Origin of the sequence: Lysinibacillus alkalisoli, assembly GCF_014643595.1 — a bacterium.
Lineage (GTDB): Bacteria > Bacillota > Bacilli > Bacillales_A > Planococcaceae > Metalysinibacillus > Metalysinibacillus alkalisoli.
In genome coordinates this window covers 222,809-237,960 of record NZ_BMJT01000004.1, presented here as the reverse complement: position 1 = coordinate 237,960, position 15,152 = coordinate 222,809, and the positions used below count along the sequence as shown (strand labels likewise).

The window sequence follows — 15,152 nt, the reverse complement described above, 5'->3', positions numbered from 1 at the left end:
CTATATTAAGCTCTCGGGTGAGCATTCATATATGTGTTACGTAAATGTTCTTTTGTTACATGCGTATAAACTTGGGTTGAAGATAAACTACTATGCCCAAGCAACTCTTGTACTGTACGCATATCTGCGCCATTATTTAGCAAATGAGTTGCAAATGTGTGACGTAACATATGCGGATAGATTTTGGCATGCAAAGAAGCGCGTTTCATAATGTCAGATAGTACATAGCGTACTCCTCTTGATGTTAAAGGGGCTCCCTTCACATTAACAAACACGGTTTGATGCGTAGTATTTTTCATGAACTTTGGACGTGCATCATCAATATATTGTTGCAACGCCTCATGTGCATAATGTCCAAACGGTACAATACGCTGCTTTCTTCCCTTCCCTGTCACACGTATGATGCTATATTGAAAATCAATATCTTCCATCATGAGTGTTGTGAGCTCACTAACGCGTATTCCTGTTGCATACAGCAACTCTAATAACGCGCGATCCCGCATATCCTTAATACGTGTGCCTGCTACTGCTTTAAATAATTCTTCTAGTTCATCTGCATAAAAAAACTGCGGCAAGCGCTGTTCCTTCTTAGGATGATACAGCAATTGAAACGCATGGTCATCAATTGCGTATTCTTTATTTAAAAAGCGATAAAATGAACGCACAGCAGATATCCGTCGAGATATCGTTGTACGTGCCAAGCCTTTATCATATAAAACTGTTATATATTTTCTAGCATCTGCATACGCAACATGCGTCAACAAAATGTCTTCTTTTTGTAGGAACACTAAAAAGTGCTGAATATCACTTTCGTATTCCGACACAGTATGCGGAGAAAAATTTTTCTCTACAGTAATATATAAAACAAATTGATCTAAAGCTTGCACTGTTGAAATGCCCACTGCAAACACCACCACCACAAATTGTTTTACGATTTAGCATTCTTTGAAACACACATAATGACACTATACCTAAAGTGCAAATAGTGCAAGTAAAAACATAAGAATGTTCGAAAAAAAATGCAATATCGCTTTTTTCCTTTAACAAGTTATCCATATTATTGCTAGCATTTTACTTAAAGTAAAAACCCTTAAAAGTATATCAACTTTTAAGGGTTTTTTGCAATTAAATTGTCTGTGAATTCACAAAGTTTCGAATTGATTCAATTGCTCGATTAGCATGCATTTCTGCACGTTCTGGTTTGGAGCGTCGGCCTGGTGGCAACTCAGGGAAAATACCGAAATTCACATTCATAGGTTGGAAGTTCTTTGATTGCGCTTCTGTAATATAACGCGCCATACTACCTAACGCTGTCTCAGAAGGGAAAATAATTGGCTCTTCGCCTTGTACTAACCGAGCTGCATTAATCCCCGCAATTAACCCACTACCTGCTGATTCCACATAGCCTTCCACACCTGTCATTTGACCCGCTAAAAACACATGCTTATGCTCACGCATTTGATATGTTTTTTCTAATACTTCTGGTGAGTTAACAAATGTATTACGATGCATGACACCATAACGTACAATTTCTACATTCTCTAATCCTGGAATCATCTGCACGATTTCTTTTTGAGGTCCCCATTTTAAATGCGTCTGGAAGCCAACAATGTTATATAATGTGCCTGCTGCATCGTCTTGACGTAGCTGCACTACCGCATAAGGACGTTTGCCTGTTTTAGGGTCTTCTAACCCCACTGGCTTCATCGGGCCAAATAACATTGTTTTCTCGCCACGTGTAGCCATCACTTCAATTGGCATACAGCCTTCAAAGTAAATTTCTTTTTCAAATTCTTTTAAAGGAACAACTTCCGCTTCGATTAAGGCTGTGCGGAATGCTTCAAACTCTTCTTTTGTCATCGGACAATTAAGGTATGCAGCTTCACCTTTATCATAACGTGATTTCAAATATACTTTATCCATATTGATGCTTTCTTTTTCAATGATTGGTGCTGCTGCATCATAAAAATATAAATACTCTTGCCCTGTCAATCTTTGAATTTCTTTCGCTAACGCTTCAGATGTTAATGGCCCCGTTGCAATAACAGTGATTCCCTCTGGCAATGTTGTTACTTCTTCATTGAATACTGTAATATTCGGATGATTTTTCACTGCATCTGTTACATAGCCTGCAAATTCATGACGGTCTACAGCAAGTGCCCCTCCTGCTGGTACAGCACAACGATCTGCTGCCTTTAAAATCACAGAATGTAAATGACGCATCTCCTCTTTTAAAACACCAACAGCATTTGTTAAACCATTCGCGCGTAAAGAATTAGAGCAAACTAACTCCGCAAACTTATCGGTGTGATGTGCTGGTGTCTGTTTTACAGGACGCATTTCATATAAATTTACTTGAATACCACGCTCAGCAATTTGCCAAGCCGCTTCAGAGCCAGCTAAGCCAGCTCCGATTACATTAACTGTTTGTGTCATCTTTATTACCGCACTTTCTTATTGTGTAGGTGTTTCCTCATAGTCACATTCTTCATTCGTACACTTGATTTGCACACCTTTTTTAATTTTCTTCTCCACTAACAATGATTCGCACTTTGGACATGGACGACTAATTGGTTTATCCCATGACACAAATTCACATGTTGGATATTGATCACAGCCGTAAAATGTTCGACGGGTTTTACTTTTACGTTCTACAATCTCACCATTCTCGCAACTTGGACACTTCACGCCAATTTGCTTCATAATTGCCTTTGTATTACGACAATCTGGGAAATCAGAACAGGCCATAAACTTGCCATAACGTCCTAGTTTGAATACCATAGGTGCGCCACATTTCTCGCAATCTTCACCAGCTGGTTCATCTTTGATAACAACTTTCTCCATCTCAGCATCTGCATGTTGCACATGCTTTTCAAAGTCTTGGTAAAAGGCATCAATTACATCTACCCATTCTCTTTGCCCTTCTTCAATGGCATCTAAGTCCTTCTCCATTTGTGCTGTAAATTCGATATTTAAAATATCTGGGAAGAACTCTAAAACAAGTTGATGAACGATTTCGCCTAATTCTGTTGGAATAAAACGTTTTGTATCAAGTGTTACATAACCACGACGTTGTATAGTATCTAAAGTAGGCGCATACGTAGATGGACGCCCTATACCTAGTTCTTCCATCGTTTTAACTAAACGTGCTTCTGAATAACGCGGCGGCGGCTGTGTAAAGTGTTGTTTTGGTTCAATGGCTGTTGCTTTTACTATATCGCCTTCTGCCATCTCTGGTAAATATGCATCTTTTTCTTCTTTCTGATCATCTGAACCTTCAATATATACCTTCATAAAGCCAGGGAATTTCACTTGCGAACCGCTTGCACGAAACATCACATCACCTTGTTGCAAATCAACTGACACGGTATCTAAAATAGCTGGTGCCATTTGACTTGCAATAAAACGCTCCCAAATTAAGCGATACAAACGCAGTTGATCACGACTTAACACTGTTTTTAAATCTTCAGGAGCACGCGTCACACTTGTTGGACGAATCGCTTCATGCGCATCTTGGGAATTTGTATTTTTCTTCGCTTGTCGTGGCGTTGTTGCAATGAATTCTTTCCCGTACTTTTCTTCAATGAATTGGCGTGCTTCTGTTTTTGCTGTATCAGCAATACGCGTTGAATCTGTACGCATATATGTGATTAAACCAACTGTGCCTTCTTTTTTACCAATATCAATACCTTCATACAATTGTTGTGCTAGCATCATCGTCTTTTTAGCTCTAAAATTCAATTTACGAGCTGCCTCTTGTTGCAAAGAAGATGTTGTAAAAGAAGGAGCAGCATTTCGCTTGCGCTCTTTTTTTGTCACAGAAGTAACGTTAAAATCGTCACCTTTCAATTGCGCTAATATCGCTTTAACTTGTGCTTCATTCGTTAATTTTATCTTTTCTTGACCATTACCATAGTACAAAGCATCGAATGGTTTCTTACCTTTTTCAAAGGCTGCTTCTATTGTCCAGTATTCTTCAGGTTTAAAATTTTTAATTTCGTTTTCACGGTCAATAATTAAACGTAAAGCTACAGATTGGACACGACCTGCGGACAAACCTTTTTTTACTTTTTTCCATAAAATTGGACTGATATTATACCCTACTAAGCGGTCCAACATACGTCTTGCCTGTTGTGAGTCTACTAAGTCCATATTGATTGGTCGTGGATGTTTAAACGACTCTAATACTGCATCTTTTGTAATCTCATTGAATACAACTCGACAATCTGAATCCGTGTCAATGTTCAATGCTGTAGCAAGATGCCAAGCAATTGCTTCACCTTCACGGTCGGGGTCAGCTGCAAGATAGATTTTTTTAGCTTTCTTTGCTGCTGTTTTCAACTCTTGTAACACAGGCCCTTTACCACGAATTGTAATATACTTCGGGGTATAGTTATTTTCTGTATCAATACCCATCTGGCTTCGTGGTAAGTCACGGACATGCCCTACAGAGGCTTTTACTTTATATTTTTTTCCTAAGTAACGTTCAATTGTTTTTGCTTTTGCGGGTGATTCCACAATTACTAAATAATCTGCCATATTTAATTCCTCCTTAAGTAGAGGCTTACTATATACCTTTAAGTTCACCTGTTGCAAAATGTATAACAGATTGCAAGATAATGCAACTCATTTTCCATGATTCAAAAAAATTAGTTGCATTGCATCAATAATTTGGTTGCCATTTATAATAGGGATTGCGCCCTCTTGTAATAAATAATTTGTCCCTTGTGATAATGGTGAATGTATGGGACCTGGCACGACAAAAACGTCTTTTCCTTCTTCTAAGGCAAACTCTGTTGTAATGAGTGTACCACTGCGCATAGCTGCCTCTGTTACAACTAATGCTTGAGATAAGCCACTAATAATTCGATTACGCATAGGAAAATGATGACGTGCAGGTGGCATATGTGGTGCAAATTCGGTAAGTAGTAAATGCTCTGTTGCTATTTTTTCAGCTAACAGCTCATTCTCCCTCGGATACATATGATAAAACCCATGCCCTAAAACTGCAATCGTTTGCCCTCCACAAGCAATTGTATGTTCATGTGCATAAGTATCCGCCCCCTTCGCTAAGCCGCTCACAATGACAGTATTGGCCTTTATAAGTGGTGGAATAATCGCTTCTAATACGACTTTAGTATATAAACCTGCTTTTCTAGATCCAATAATCGCAATTGCCATTTGTTGTAGTAAATTGATATTCCCTTTTGCGTATAACAATGAAGGGGCATCGTAACTATTTAAAAGCATGGTGGGATAGGCATTGTCTATATACATAATGGGTGTAATATGCTGTTGTGCGTAGTAAGAGAGAAAATCATAGTGTTGGATTTTTTCGTAGTTGTGAAAAATTTGCTGTGCTTTTTTTGCACTAATAGGCAGAGATTTTCGAAGTGATGTAGGCGAGATTTCTGTTAATTGTGTTACGACTTTAGCACTAATTGGAAACAAATAATGTAAAGCTAATAATTGTTGTTGTGTAAGCATACGTACCTCCTTAAATGAACTCATTTATTATAGAAGAAACTATGCTACCAATAAAAAGTGAAAAAGTGTGGCGATAAGACGCCACACTTTTATATTAATGTGTTTTACACTTTTCGTATAGACCTTTTTCTTTAATTACTCGAATTAACGTTTCGCCAATAACAGATGGTGTTTCAGCTACTTCAATACCCGCTTCATTCATCGCTTTAATTTTCTCAGCTGCTGTACCTTTACCACCTGCAATAATAGCGCCTGCATGCCCCATACGCTTTCCTGGAGGTGCTGTTTGTCCACCAATGAATCCTACTACTGGTTTCTTCATATTAGCTTTGATCCATTCAGCCGCTTCTTCCTCGGCTGTACCACCAATCTCACCAATCATAACTACCGCATAGGTGTCTTCATCTTCATTGAATAACTCTAATGCATCGATAAAGTTAGTACCATTCACAGGGTCCCCACCAATACCAACAGCTGTTGTTTGACCAATACCAGCTTGTGTTAACTGATGCACAGCTTCATAAGTTAAAGTACCTGAACGTGAAATAACACCTACATGGCCTTTTGTATGAATATAACCTGGCATGATACCAATTTTACATTCATCTGCTGTGATTACGCCTGGACAGTTCGGTCCTACTAAACGTGTTTTCTTGCCTTCCATATAGCGTTTCACTTTAACCATATCCAACACTGGAATATGCTCTGTAATACAAATGGTTAAATCTAATTCCGCATCAACGCCTTCTAAAATAGCATCTGCTGCGAATGGCGCTGGCACATAAATAACTGAAACTGTTGCACCTGTAGCTTTCACTGCTTCTTCAACTGTGTTAAAAACAGGTACGCCTTCGATTTCTAGTCCACCTTTACCAGGTGTAACGCCTGCAACAATTTTAGTACCGTAATCAAGCATTTGGCGCGTATGGAAGAGCGCTGTTTCGCCTGTGATCCCTTGAACAATTACTTTTGTATCTTTGTTAATTAAAACAGCCATTCAAATATCCTCCTCATTACCCTACTAGTTTTACGATTTTTTGTGCGCCATCTGCCATAGAATCTGCCGCTACGATGTTTAAACCTGATTCATTTAACATCTTTTTACCTATATCAACGTTCGTTCCTTCCAAACGTACGACTAAAGGTACCTCTAAGCCAACTTCTTTTGCTGCTGTGATAACACCATCTGCGATAATATCGCATTTCATGATGCCACCAAAAATATTTACAAAAATGCCTTTAACATTTTCATCTGACAAAATAATTTTAAATGCTTCTGTTACTTTTTCCGCTGTTGCACCGCCCCCAACATCAAGGAAGTTAGCTGGTGAACCGCCATAGTAACTGATGGTATCCATTGTAGCCATTGCTAAACCTGCTCCGTTGACCATACAGCCAATACTACCATCAAGTGAGATGTAGCTTAAGTCATGTTTAGATGCTTCAATTTCTTTCGGATCTTCTTCATTGAAATCACGTAACTCTAAAATATTTTTGTGACGATACAATGCATTTGCATCAAAGTTAAACTTCGCATCTAATGCGATAACTTCACCATCACCTGTAACAGCAAGTGGATTCACTTCTACTGTTGACGCATCTGTATCAATAAATGCATCATATAAACGCAACATTAACTTTGTTGCACTGCCAACTAATTTGGCTGGGATATTCATATTGAAAGCCATGCGACGCGCTTGGAATGCTGTTAAACCAACTACTGGATCAACAACTTCTTTGAAGATTTTCTCTGGTGTTGCTTCCGCTACCTCTTCAATATCCATACCGCCTTCTTCAGAACCCATTAATGTAACACGTGATGTAGCACGGTCAACAACTAAGCTCAGATAATATTCTTTTTGAATATCCGATCCTTGCTCAATATAAAGGCGTTTAATTTCTTTACCTTCTGGTCCTGTTTGATGCGTTACTAAAATTTTACCTAGTAACTCTTTTGCATACGAGCGCACTTCCTCAAGCGTTTTTGCGATTTTTACGCCACCTGCTTTACCTCGGCCACCTGCGTGGATTTGTGCTTTTACTACAGTAACATTTGCATTTAATTCCTTTGCTACCTTTACTGCTTCGTCAGGTGAAAATGCGACATTCCCTTTTGGAACCGCTACACCATACTTTCGCAAAATTTCTTTCGCTTGATACTCATGGATATTCATATTCCATCCTCCCATCAGACATTTGCATGAATTGTGTTCACAATCTCTATTCTATACAAACATTCTGATAATGTCTATAATCCTCTTTTATGTTCTCAAATCTTTCTTTTATGCAGAATTTTCCTAGAATAACTAATCTGATTATTTCGAACTATTTATTATACTACTATTTCTTTCTTCGATGAAAATTGTGTTCTTGGTCGACATGATAAATGAAAGCAAAAACCTCAGCTACTGCTTGGTAAAGTTCTTCTGGTATGGACTCATTTAAATCAAGTTGCCCTAATAACTCCACTAAATTGGGATCCTCATGGACGGGAATGTCATGTTCAGATGCTTTTAATAAAATATTTTCTGCTATTTTCCCTTTACCTTTTGCTACTACTTTTGGACCCGCATTCTCACCAGGTGTATAGGTTAAGGCAATGGCTTCCTTTCGCGTATGTTTTTGCTCACTCATATGCGATAATCCACCCCTCCACTAGCAGTCGGCGCATGTCTAACAGTAGATTTTTTTGGTTGATTTTGTTCAGCAAATGTTTTCACATGGACAGCTGATAATGTATAGCCTTTTTCATTCAAACCAGTTGTTAATTGCGCTTGAAACGGCTCTGCTATGGTCTTTAACAAGGGCTCATCATTAAATAAGGTCACTGTTACAACACGATTTTGCACCTGCATGTCAATCACCGTTTCTTCTAATGAAGCCATCTGCAAATAAAATAGGACACGTGCATAATTGGCATCAATTTTACCATTTTCTTTCATTCGCCCATTCCATTGTAATGTAGCATCTAGGCGTTTCCCTAAGAAATCAAGCGGTAATTGCATAATAAGTTGATGTTGATGGCCATTTTCACCTGATAAAAGTTGTGTACCTTGCATACGTAGCATCATATGTTCCACAGCCTCTCTTGTTTGAGGTTGCATCGCTTGTTCTAGCAAACCTTGCAACTGAGGCTTTAACTGATGAGCAATAGCATGCATATCTGCCGCTTTTTGATTAAGCGCTGCTTCATAACTTATGCCTAAACCACGCGTAACATGTTGCATAGCATGCATCATCGCTTTACTATCCAATGAGGCTACTACTTGAGCTTCACTTACCGTTACCAAATTTTGAATAACAGGAGCTTGTGGTTTACTCATTTGCTGTACTAGTCGCTGTAATAGTTCTGTAGGTGACTGATTGCTATTTGGACGAATTAACGATAACAATTGTTCTCTAGCTGATGATTCATTTTGAAATGGTTGACTTTGCATAGCATCATTAAATGCCTTGGTCAATGTTTGATGTAACGTGTTACTAAAAGCTTTTACAGCCTCTGTTGTTTGGGGTAATTCGCCAAAACGATTTGCTAATTGTACAATAGTATTTTTTTGTTGATTGGTTAAATTAGGTTCTGCTAACACCCATTGTTTTAATTGTGTAAGAAGCGCTGGCATATCCTGTGTTTTAGCTTGACTAATTTGTTGTACAACACCGCCTGCTGTATGACTAGAAGCACCTGCTGTACTTTGCCAATTTTGCAACGTCGCCTTTTGAGACACCATGCCAACTTCTTTTAACAATTGTAAAGCCTGCAAACGATCACCAACAGGCATTTTATTATCTTGCAATAATTCTATCATTTTACCAAGCAATAAATTACTACTCTCTGTAGCAAATGGTTTCTGAATTGTTTGTATTTGATTCATAATATTTTGTTTTACTTGTAGTGGAATCATCGCATCTTTTTGTAAAACACTTGATAAATTTTCTAAAATATTATTCATCCCTGCCATTTGTTGACCACTCATTAATGCACGAAAGACCTCATTCGTAAAAGGCATTTTATTTTCTATCATTTTGCTTAGTGCTAACAGAGCTTGCTGTTTCTCAACTGGTGATAGATTTTTCAACCACGCTTCTGCTTGGATGAGCTGCTCTTTTGTCACAGGCATCTGCTCTTTCATAAAATGAGACATTAATTTCTGCATATCGGTTGTTTTAGACAAATTCATTGTATCTAATAATTGATTCATTTGTTGTTGTTGTGTCATTTGTGAACCCATAGGACCTGTGACCACTTTTAGCTCTGGCTGTGGTTGAGTAGTAGTGACTTGGAAAAAATGAGCATCGCCAGCTTTTAATGGCACTTCAAGCTTAGCAATCATCTTTTGCCCTCCCACTTGGATTTCCGCCATTTGGTCTGGATATAACTGTTTAATTGTGCCATGAAAGACTTGACCTTGTTTGAATGTTGTTGTACTCGTTACAGCTTGGGTATTTGTTGTTGCCATATTTTGTATCGAGACATTCACGTTAACCAACCTCCCTCCGTCATTGATTTTATTGGCTCAAAAGATTTACGGTGCTCATCTAATACACCATGTTTAGCAATCGCTGCTAAATGTTGTTTTGTACCATAGCCCGCATGCTGCTCAAAGCCATACTCAGGATACTTTACAGCCAAATCATCCATATAAGCATCTCTTGCTGTTTTAGCTAATATAGAGGCTGCTGCAATACTCAAGCTTTTTTCATCTCCTTTAACAATACTCTCTTGGTCATACGTAATAGGTAATGTCATAGCATCTACTAGCACAAAGTCAGGTATTTCATGTAACAAGCCTACACTACGTGCCATAGAGCGCTTCGTCGCTTCATAAATATTGAGTTGATCAATAATATTGACAGGTTGAAAATGAATCGCATAACTTAATGCATGTTCCTTAATTATGGTTGCATACTGCTTACGTTGCACACGACTTAATTGTTTTGAATCGTTAATCCCCATTAATGCTTCACAATCTACAGGTAGGATAACTGCTGCTGTTACAACTGGCCCTGCTAAAGGCCCTCTTCCTGCCTCATCTACACCAGCTACTCGCGTGCCATATCCCTTATCAAAATTTACCCGTTTGGTGTGCGCTTGTTGCTTTTCTTGTTGTTTGGCTTGCTTTGTATAAAATTGTTGTAAAGCTTTTTGCACACCTTTTCTCTCATCATTTTGTAAATCTTTAATCCATGGCTCTTCACCTATTGCTTGTTGCAAAGCTATTGTAATTTCTTTAATCGTTTTCACACACATACGCTCCTAACATTTCATTACTATTATTATCGGTTATTTTTCCTATTTCTCAAAGTAAAAGTATTTATGTCGATACTGTTAAAGAGAGGGAGGTGTCTTATGACAATTTCACGCATAGCCTTAGATCATCAATTACATATGTCTAATTATGAAAAAGAATCGACTATCATGGATAAAGTAACAGATGAAGAAGGCGTACGTATCACTGTTTTCGAAGAGGGCTTTCAACGTGAATATTTAGTAACTTCAAGTGGTAAGCGCATTTTACTTGGTCAAAAACTTATCTTTTGGTTAAAGGTGGCGGAAGAAAGCAAAAAACATGATGAAGAACACGTAACTCATCAACAGCCAGATCACAGTGAACTTTTAAAATCTCAACTTGCCACCACATTGCCACGCCTCTAAAAAAAAGAGCGCTATCTCATCACACTGGAGATAGCACTCTTTTTTATAAATCATCAACAAAATCTAAAGTTAATCGACCAAAATGTAAACCACGCACATCACGAATGATAAGTTCTGCCACTTGATCATAATCAATTTCGCCACCTTGTGCATAAACACGACGCAGCTTACCAATATGATCAAATGTTTCTACTAAGTCATCATGAACCATGCGAATCTGATACCGTGCTTCTAGACGCTCAGGATAATGTGCTGATAAAAAGTTCAAACCATACACAGCGACATCTTCCATATTCGTAATTGTATCTTTAATAGCACCTGTCAATGCTAATTTATAACCTACTTGTTGGTCTTCAAATTTAGGCCATAAAATACCTGGTGTATCAAGCAATTCAATTTCTTTTCCTACTTTAATCCATTGCTGTGCTTTTGTAATACCTGGTGTATTACCTGTTTTCGCTACATTTTTTTTAGCTAAACGATTAATTAATGTTGACTTTCCTACGTTAGGAATACCAATAATCATCGCGCGAATGGCTCTTGGCTTCATACCTTTTTGACGCATACGTTCAAACTTATCATGCAGTATCGTTTGAGCTGCTTTCGTTACTTTTTGCAACCCTTTACCCTCTAGAGAGTTAATCGCTACAGCTAACTGTCCCTGGTCGTTAAAATAGTCTATCCAGCGTTGGGTTTCTCTCTCATCTGCCATATCTGCTTTATTTAAGACAATTAAACGTGGCTTTTGATGAATGATGGCATCCAACATGGGGTTACGTGATGACAGGGGTAAACGTGCATCCACCAGTTCAAATACGATATCTACAAGCTTTAAATTTTCTGTTACTTCTCTTCGGGCTTTAGCCATATGCCCGGGAAACCATTGAATCGTCATACTATTACCTCCTATATAAAACCATTAAAAAAGGAAGCCTATGCTCCCTTATTTCACTGTTCGAATAGATGGGATTGGCCAAAAAACAAAGCTTGTTGTACCAATTACCTCATCTTGTTTAATTAATCCGATATGTCGACTGTCTTGACTAAAACGTCTATTATCTCCCATTACAAAGATATAGCCTTCTGGAATTTCTTTAATACGTGGGTCTACATCTTGTAAAGTAAAATCTTCTGTCAACGTACCTTCGTTAATTTCAGATTTATATTGCGCTAAATAAGGTTCTTCTATTTTTTCGCCATTAATATATAATTGGTCCTCATGATACTCTAGTGTATCGCCAGGTAAACCAATAACACGCTTAATATAATTTTTGTTTTGAGGAGCATGAAAGACGACAATATCAAAACGTTCTGGTCCCCCTATTGTATAGCCTATCTTATTCACAATCATGCGGTCTCGATCTTCTAATGTTGGCATCATTGACTCGCCATCTACTACAATGGGGGTGAATAAAAAATACTTCACTAAAGCAGCAATTGCTACTGCAATTAATATCGCTTTAATCCATTCCCAGAGTTCATTTTTAGGTTTTTCCTGTTTTACTGTTTGTTGCTCTTTTTCTACCATCTATTCATTCACTCCTTCACTACTTTATATTGTAGTTGAGTTCACTAATATTTGACAAGCCAAAAGAAAAGGAGCTTGATAGCCAAGCTCCTTTTTTTGCGTCGATTATCGAATTTCTCGGATACGAGCTGCTTTACCACGTAAATTACGTAAGTAGTAAAGTTTAGCACGACGAACTTTACCACGACGAGTAACTTCTAATTTAGCGATTTTTGGTGTGTGTACTGGGAAAGTACGTTCAACACCTACACCGTAAGAAATTTTACGAACTGTGAAAGTTTCGCTAATTCCGCCACCACGACGTTTAATTACAACACCTTCATAAACTTGGATACGCTCACGAGTACCCTCAACAACTTTAACGTGAACTTTCACTGTATCACCAGGACGGAAAGTTGGTAAATCTGTACGTAGTTGCTCTTTAGTGATTTCTGTAATAATGTTTGTCATTATAATTCTCTCCTTATACACAGATGCTCTTACAAGTAATTTACTTCAGCGGAACACCGTAATCCGGCACTTCTACAAAGAAGTACAAAATGTATGATAGCATAAATAAAATCAACTATCAAGTTTCTCTCGTTGTAAAGTTTGTAAAAAAGCGCTTTGCTCTTTCGTTAATGGGTAGTCTACTAATAAATCAGGACGACGCTCATATGTGCGCTTTAAAGATTGCTCATCGCGCCACTGTTCAATTTTAGCATGATGCCCTGATAACAGAATGTCTGGAACTTTCATGCCTCTAAAATCGGCTGGTCGTGTGTAATGTGGATGTTCAAGTAACCCGGTTGAAAAGGAGTCATGCACGTGTGAGGCTTCTTGCCCTAATACACCAGGTAACAATCGCACAACACTATCAATCACAGTCATTGCGCCTAATTCCCCACCTGTTAATACAAAATCACCAATGGAAATTTCATCTGTGACTAAGTGTTCGCGAATACGCTCATCATAACCTTCATAATGACCACATAAAAATACTAATTCTTCTTCTTTTGCGAGCTCTTCTGCCTTTTGCTGTGTATAGCGCTCGCCTTGAGGGCACATTAAAATAATACGGGGTTGTTTCCCTTTTGTAATCGCCTCTACGGCATTAAACATCGGCTCTGGCTTTAATACCATGCCTGCGCTGCCACCATAGGGATAGTCGTCAACTTGTTTATGTTTATTATCCGCATAATCTCGAATATCGACAACTTGAAGTGTCACAGCACCTTTATCTTGCGCTTTTTTTAAAATTGATTGCCCAAACACACCATCAAACATTGGTGGAAACAAACTTAACACTGTAATATTCATTTATAACAATCCTTCCATTACATGGATGATTATTGTTTTATTATCCACTTGAATATCTTTAACAATATCCTCAATATAGGGAATATAATATTCTTTTTCCTTACCCTTTACAACCCAGACATCATTCGCTCCTGTTTGTAAAATATCAACAATTTCACCAATGCTATCATTGTCCTCAGAGATCACTTGACAACCAATAATTTCATGAAAGTAGTATTCATTTTCCTCTAACACATCATCTTCCATTTGATCTTTAGTTATTTTTAAGAGACCTTCTTTAAAGGGTATAATATCGTTCATATTATCCATACCTTCAAATGTTAGTAAAATAAAATTTTTATGTCGTCGTACAGAGGCAATTGTAACCCAAGTAGGCTTCTTATCATCTTTTTTAAAGGCTGCTAAACGATTTCCTACATAAAAACGCTCATCTTCAAAATCTGTCGTTGATAAAATGCGTGCTTCACCACGTACCCCATGCGTATTCACAATACGCCCTACATTATACCATTCCATCATATTTCACCTCTTTTATAGTTTCACTTACCGTAAACTTGGCATAAAAAAGAAGGAACTTTAAACAAGCTCCTCCTTTTTCAATCCACTATGTCGACGTAAGTTTTCTTATGGTGACTGCCTGCTGCTGAATAAACAATTGTACGAATTGCCTTTGCAACACGCCCCTGTTTGCCTATGACTTTCCCTCGATCCTTTGGATGAACAAAAAGTTTATAAACAACTCGATTATCACTTTCTTCCGTCTCAATACGTACGTCGTTGGGATAATCCACTAATGGTAAAACGATTGTTTCAATCAGCTGCTTCAAAGCGGTCGCCTCCGATTATTTACCGATTTTTTGGTTATGGAATTTTTCCATGATGCCTTGTTCTGAGAACAGGTTACGTACTGTATCAGATGGTTTAGCACCATTAGTTAGCCATTTAAGAGCTTTCTCTTCATCGATTTTAACTGTAGCTGGTTGAGTAAGTGGGTTATAAGTACCTACTGTTTCAATTTGACGGCCATCACGTGGAGCGCGAGCGTCTGCTACTACAATACGATAGAAAGGAGATTTTTTAGCTCCCATACGTTTTAAACGAATTTTAACTGCCATTTTCTTTGCACCTCCGAATAAGTTTCACACAAGATAGTATATTATCAATGATTGGTTTGTTTGTAAAGTG

General features: G+C 38.0%; 17 protein-coding genes. 1 reads left to right on the top strand and 16 read right to left on the bottom strand.

Annotated elements, in window-relative coordinates; genetic code table 11:
* Positions 1 to 5 precede the first annotated feature (5 nt).
* The 9 genes from xerC to rnhB all read right to left on the bottom strand — a co-directional run bounded on the left by xerC (position 6) and on the right by rnhB (position 10,729).
* The gene (gene xerC / locus IEW44_RS07535) at positions 6 to 902 is read right to left on the bottom strand and encodes a tyrosine recombinase XerC (protein ID WP_188614436.1); all 897 of its coding nucleotides are present in this window, start codon (positions 900 to 902) and stop codon (positions 6 to 8) included.
* 223 nt (positions 903 to 1,125) lie between these two features.
* Positions 1,126 to 2,436 (bottom strand): FADH(2)-oxidizing methylenetetrahydrofolate--tRNA-(uracil(54)-C(5))-methyltransferase TrmFO, encoded by a 1,311-nt coding sequence (gene trmFO, locus IEW44_RS07530; RefSeq protein WP_188614435.1) that lies wholly within the window; start codon positions 2,434 to 2,436, stop codon positions 1,126 to 1,128.
* Positions 2,437 to 2,454: 18 nt separating this feature from the next.
* Positions 2,455 to 4,539 (bottom strand): type I DNA topoisomerase, encoded by a 2,085-nt coding sequence (gene topA, locus IEW44_RS07525; RefSeq protein ID WP_188614434.1) that lies wholly within the window; start codon positions 4,537 to 4,539, stop codon positions 2,455 to 2,457.
* A gap of 87 nt (positions 4,540 to 4,626) precedes the next feature.
* A complete protein-coding gene (dprA, locus tag IEW44_RS07520) occupies positions 4,627 to 5,487 on the bottom strand; it encodes a DNA-processing protein DprA (RefSeq protein WP_188614433.1) in 861 nt (286 codons plus the stop codon).
* A gap of 94 nt (positions 5,488 to 5,581) precedes the next feature.
* The gene (gene sucD, locus IEW44_RS07515) at positions 5,582 to 6,484 is read right to left on the bottom strand and encodes a succinate--CoA ligase subunit alpha (protein ID WP_188614432.1); all 903 of its coding nucleotides are present in this window, start codon (positions 6,482 to 6,484) and stop codon (positions 5,582 to 5,584) included.
* A gap of 16 nt (positions 6,485 to 6,500) precedes the next feature.
* A complete protein-coding gene (sucC, locus tag IEW44_RS07510; protein ID WP_188614431.1) occupies positions 6,501 to 7,661 on the bottom strand; it encodes an ADP-forming succinate--CoA ligase subunit beta in 1,161 nt (386 codons plus the stop codon).
* A 166-nt stretch (positions 7,662 to 7,827) separates the two neighbouring features.
* Positions 7,828 to 8,121: an EscU/YscU/HrcU family type III secretion system export apparatus switch protein gene (locus IEW44_RS07505; protein WP_188614430.1), complete on the bottom strand. Its 294-nt coding sequence runs from the start codon at positions 8,119 to 8,121 to the stop codon at positions 7,828 to 7,830.
* Positions 8,118 to 9,965 (bottom strand): TP0910 N-terminal domain-containing protein, encoded by a 1,848-nt coding sequence (locus tag IEW44_RS07500; protein WP_188614429.1) that lies wholly within the window; start codon positions 9,963 to 9,965, stop codon positions 8,118 to 8,120. Before IEW44_RS07500 ends, IEW44_RS07505 begins: the two co-directional genes overlap by 4 nt.
* Positions 9,962 to 10,729 carry a ribonuclease HII gene (rnhB, locus tag IEW44_RS07495; protein ID WP_308421631.1) on the bottom strand — a complete coding sequence of 256 codons (768 nt, stop codon included), beginning with the start codon at positions 10,727 to 10,729 and terminating at the stop codon, positions 9,962 to 9,964. The genes IEW44_RS07500 and rnhB overlap by 4 nt, the downstream gene beginning before the upstream one ends.
* 105 nt (positions 10,730 to 10,834) lie before the next feature.
* Between rnhB and IEW44_RS07490 the strand changes: the two genes are divergently transcribed.
* Complete coding sequence (locus IEW44_RS07490) at positions 10,835 to 11,140, top strand: hypothetical protein (protein ID WP_188614427.1); 306 nt, start codon at positions 10,835 to 10,837, stop codon at positions 11,138 to 11,140.
* A gap of 43 nt (positions 11,141 to 11,183) precedes the next feature.
* Here the strand turns inward: IEW44_RS07490 and ylqF are convergent, their stop codons facing one another.
* The 7 genes from ylqF to rpsP all read right to left on the bottom strand — a co-directional run bounded on the left by ylqF (position 11,184) and on the right by rpsP (position 15,082).
* Positions 11,184 to 12,035, bottom strand: coding sequence for a ribosome biogenesis GTPase YlqF (ylqF, locus tag IEW44_RS07485; RefSeq protein ID WP_188614426.1), 852 nt, complete (start codon positions 12,033 to 12,035; stop codon positions 11,184 to 11,186).
* 48 nt (positions 12,036 to 12,083) lie between these two features.
* Positions 12,084 to 12,668 (bottom strand): signal peptidase I, encoded by a 585-nt coding sequence (gene lepB / locus IEW44_RS07480; protein WP_188614425.1) that lies wholly within the window; start codon positions 12,666 to 12,668, stop codon positions 12,084 to 12,086.
* A gap of 105 nt (positions 12,669 to 12,773) precedes the next feature.
* Entirely contained in the window at positions 12,774 to 13,118 is a 345-nt protein-coding gene (gene rplS, locus IEW44_RS07475; protein WP_188614424.1) for a 50S ribosomal protein L19, read from the bottom strand.
* A gap of 111 nt (positions 13,119 to 13,229) precedes the next feature.
* Complete coding sequence (gene trmD, locus IEW44_RS07470; RefSeq protein WP_188614423.1) at positions 13,230 to 13,967, bottom strand: tRNA (guanosine(37)-N1)-methyltransferase TrmD; 738 nt, start codon at positions 13,965 to 13,967, stop codon at positions 13,230 to 13,232.
* Complete coding sequence (rimM, locus tag IEW44_RS07465) at positions 13,968 to 14,483, bottom strand: ribosome maturation factor RimM (protein ID WP_308421633.1); 516 nt, start codon at positions 14,481 to 14,483, stop codon at positions 13,968 to 13,970.
* A gap of 80 nt (positions 14,484 to 14,563) precedes the next feature.
* Positions 14,564 to 14,794, bottom strand: a complete 231-nt coding sequence (locus IEW44_RS07460) for a KH domain-containing protein (RefSeq protein ID WP_188614421.1) — start codon at positions 14,792 to 14,794, stop codon at positions 14,564 to 14,566.
* 15 nt (positions 14,795 to 14,809) lie between these two features.
* Positions 14,810 to 15,082 (bottom strand): 30S ribosomal protein S16, encoded by a 273-nt coding sequence (rpsP, locus tag IEW44_RS07455; protein WP_188614420.1) that lies wholly within the window; start codon positions 15,080 to 15,082, stop codon positions 14,810 to 14,812.
* Positions 15,083 to 15,152 lie beyond the last annotated feature (70 nt).

Coding starts and splice junctions, on each gene's coding strand:
- trmFO (WP_188614435.1), bottom strand. CDS start 2,436: ATGACACAAACAGTTAATGTAATCGGAGCTGGCTTAGCTGGCTCTGAA.
- topA (WP_188614434.1), bottom strand. CDS start 4,539: ATGGCAGATTATTTAGTAATTGTGGAATCACCCGCAAAAGCAAAAACA.
- dprA (WP_188614433.1), bottom strand. CDS start 5,487: ATGCTTACACAACAACAATTATTAGCTTTACATTATTTGTTTCCAATT.
- sucD (WP_188614432.1), bottom strand. CDS start 6,484: ATGGCTGTTTTAATTAACAAAGATACAAAAGTAATTGTTCAAGGGATC.
- sucC (WP_188614431.1), bottom strand. CDS start 7,661: ATGAATATCCATGAGTATCAAGCGAAAGAAATTTTGCGAAAGTATGGT.
- IEW44_RS07505 (WP_188614430.1), bottom strand. CDS start 8,121: ATGAGTGAGCAAAAACATACGCGAAAGGAAGCCATTGCCTTAACCTAT.
- IEW44_RS07490 (WP_188614427.1), top strand. CDS start 10,835: ATGACAATTTCACGCATAGCCTTAGATCATCAATTACATATGTCTAAT.
- ylqF (WP_188614426.1), bottom strand. CDS start 12,035: ATGACGATTCAATGGTTTCCCGGGCATATGGCTAAAGCCCGAAGAGAA.
- lepB (WP_188614425.1), bottom strand. CDS start 12,668: ATGGTAGAAAAAGAGCAACAAACAGTAAAACAGGAAAAACCTAAAAAT.
- rplS (WP_188614424.1), bottom strand. CDS start 13,118: ATGACAAACATTATTACAGAAATCACTAAAGAGCAACTACGTACAGAT.
- trmD (WP_188614423.1), bottom strand. CDS start 13,967: ATGAATATTACAGTGTTAAGTTTGTTTCCACCAATGTTTGATGGTGTG.
- rimM (WP_308421633.1), bottom strand. CDS start 14,483: ATGGAATGGTATAATGTAGGGCGTATTGTGAATACGCATGGGGTACGT.
- rpsP (WP_188614420.1), bottom strand. CDS start 15,082: ATGGCAGTTAAAATTCGTTTAAAACGTATGGGAGCTAAAAAATCTCCT.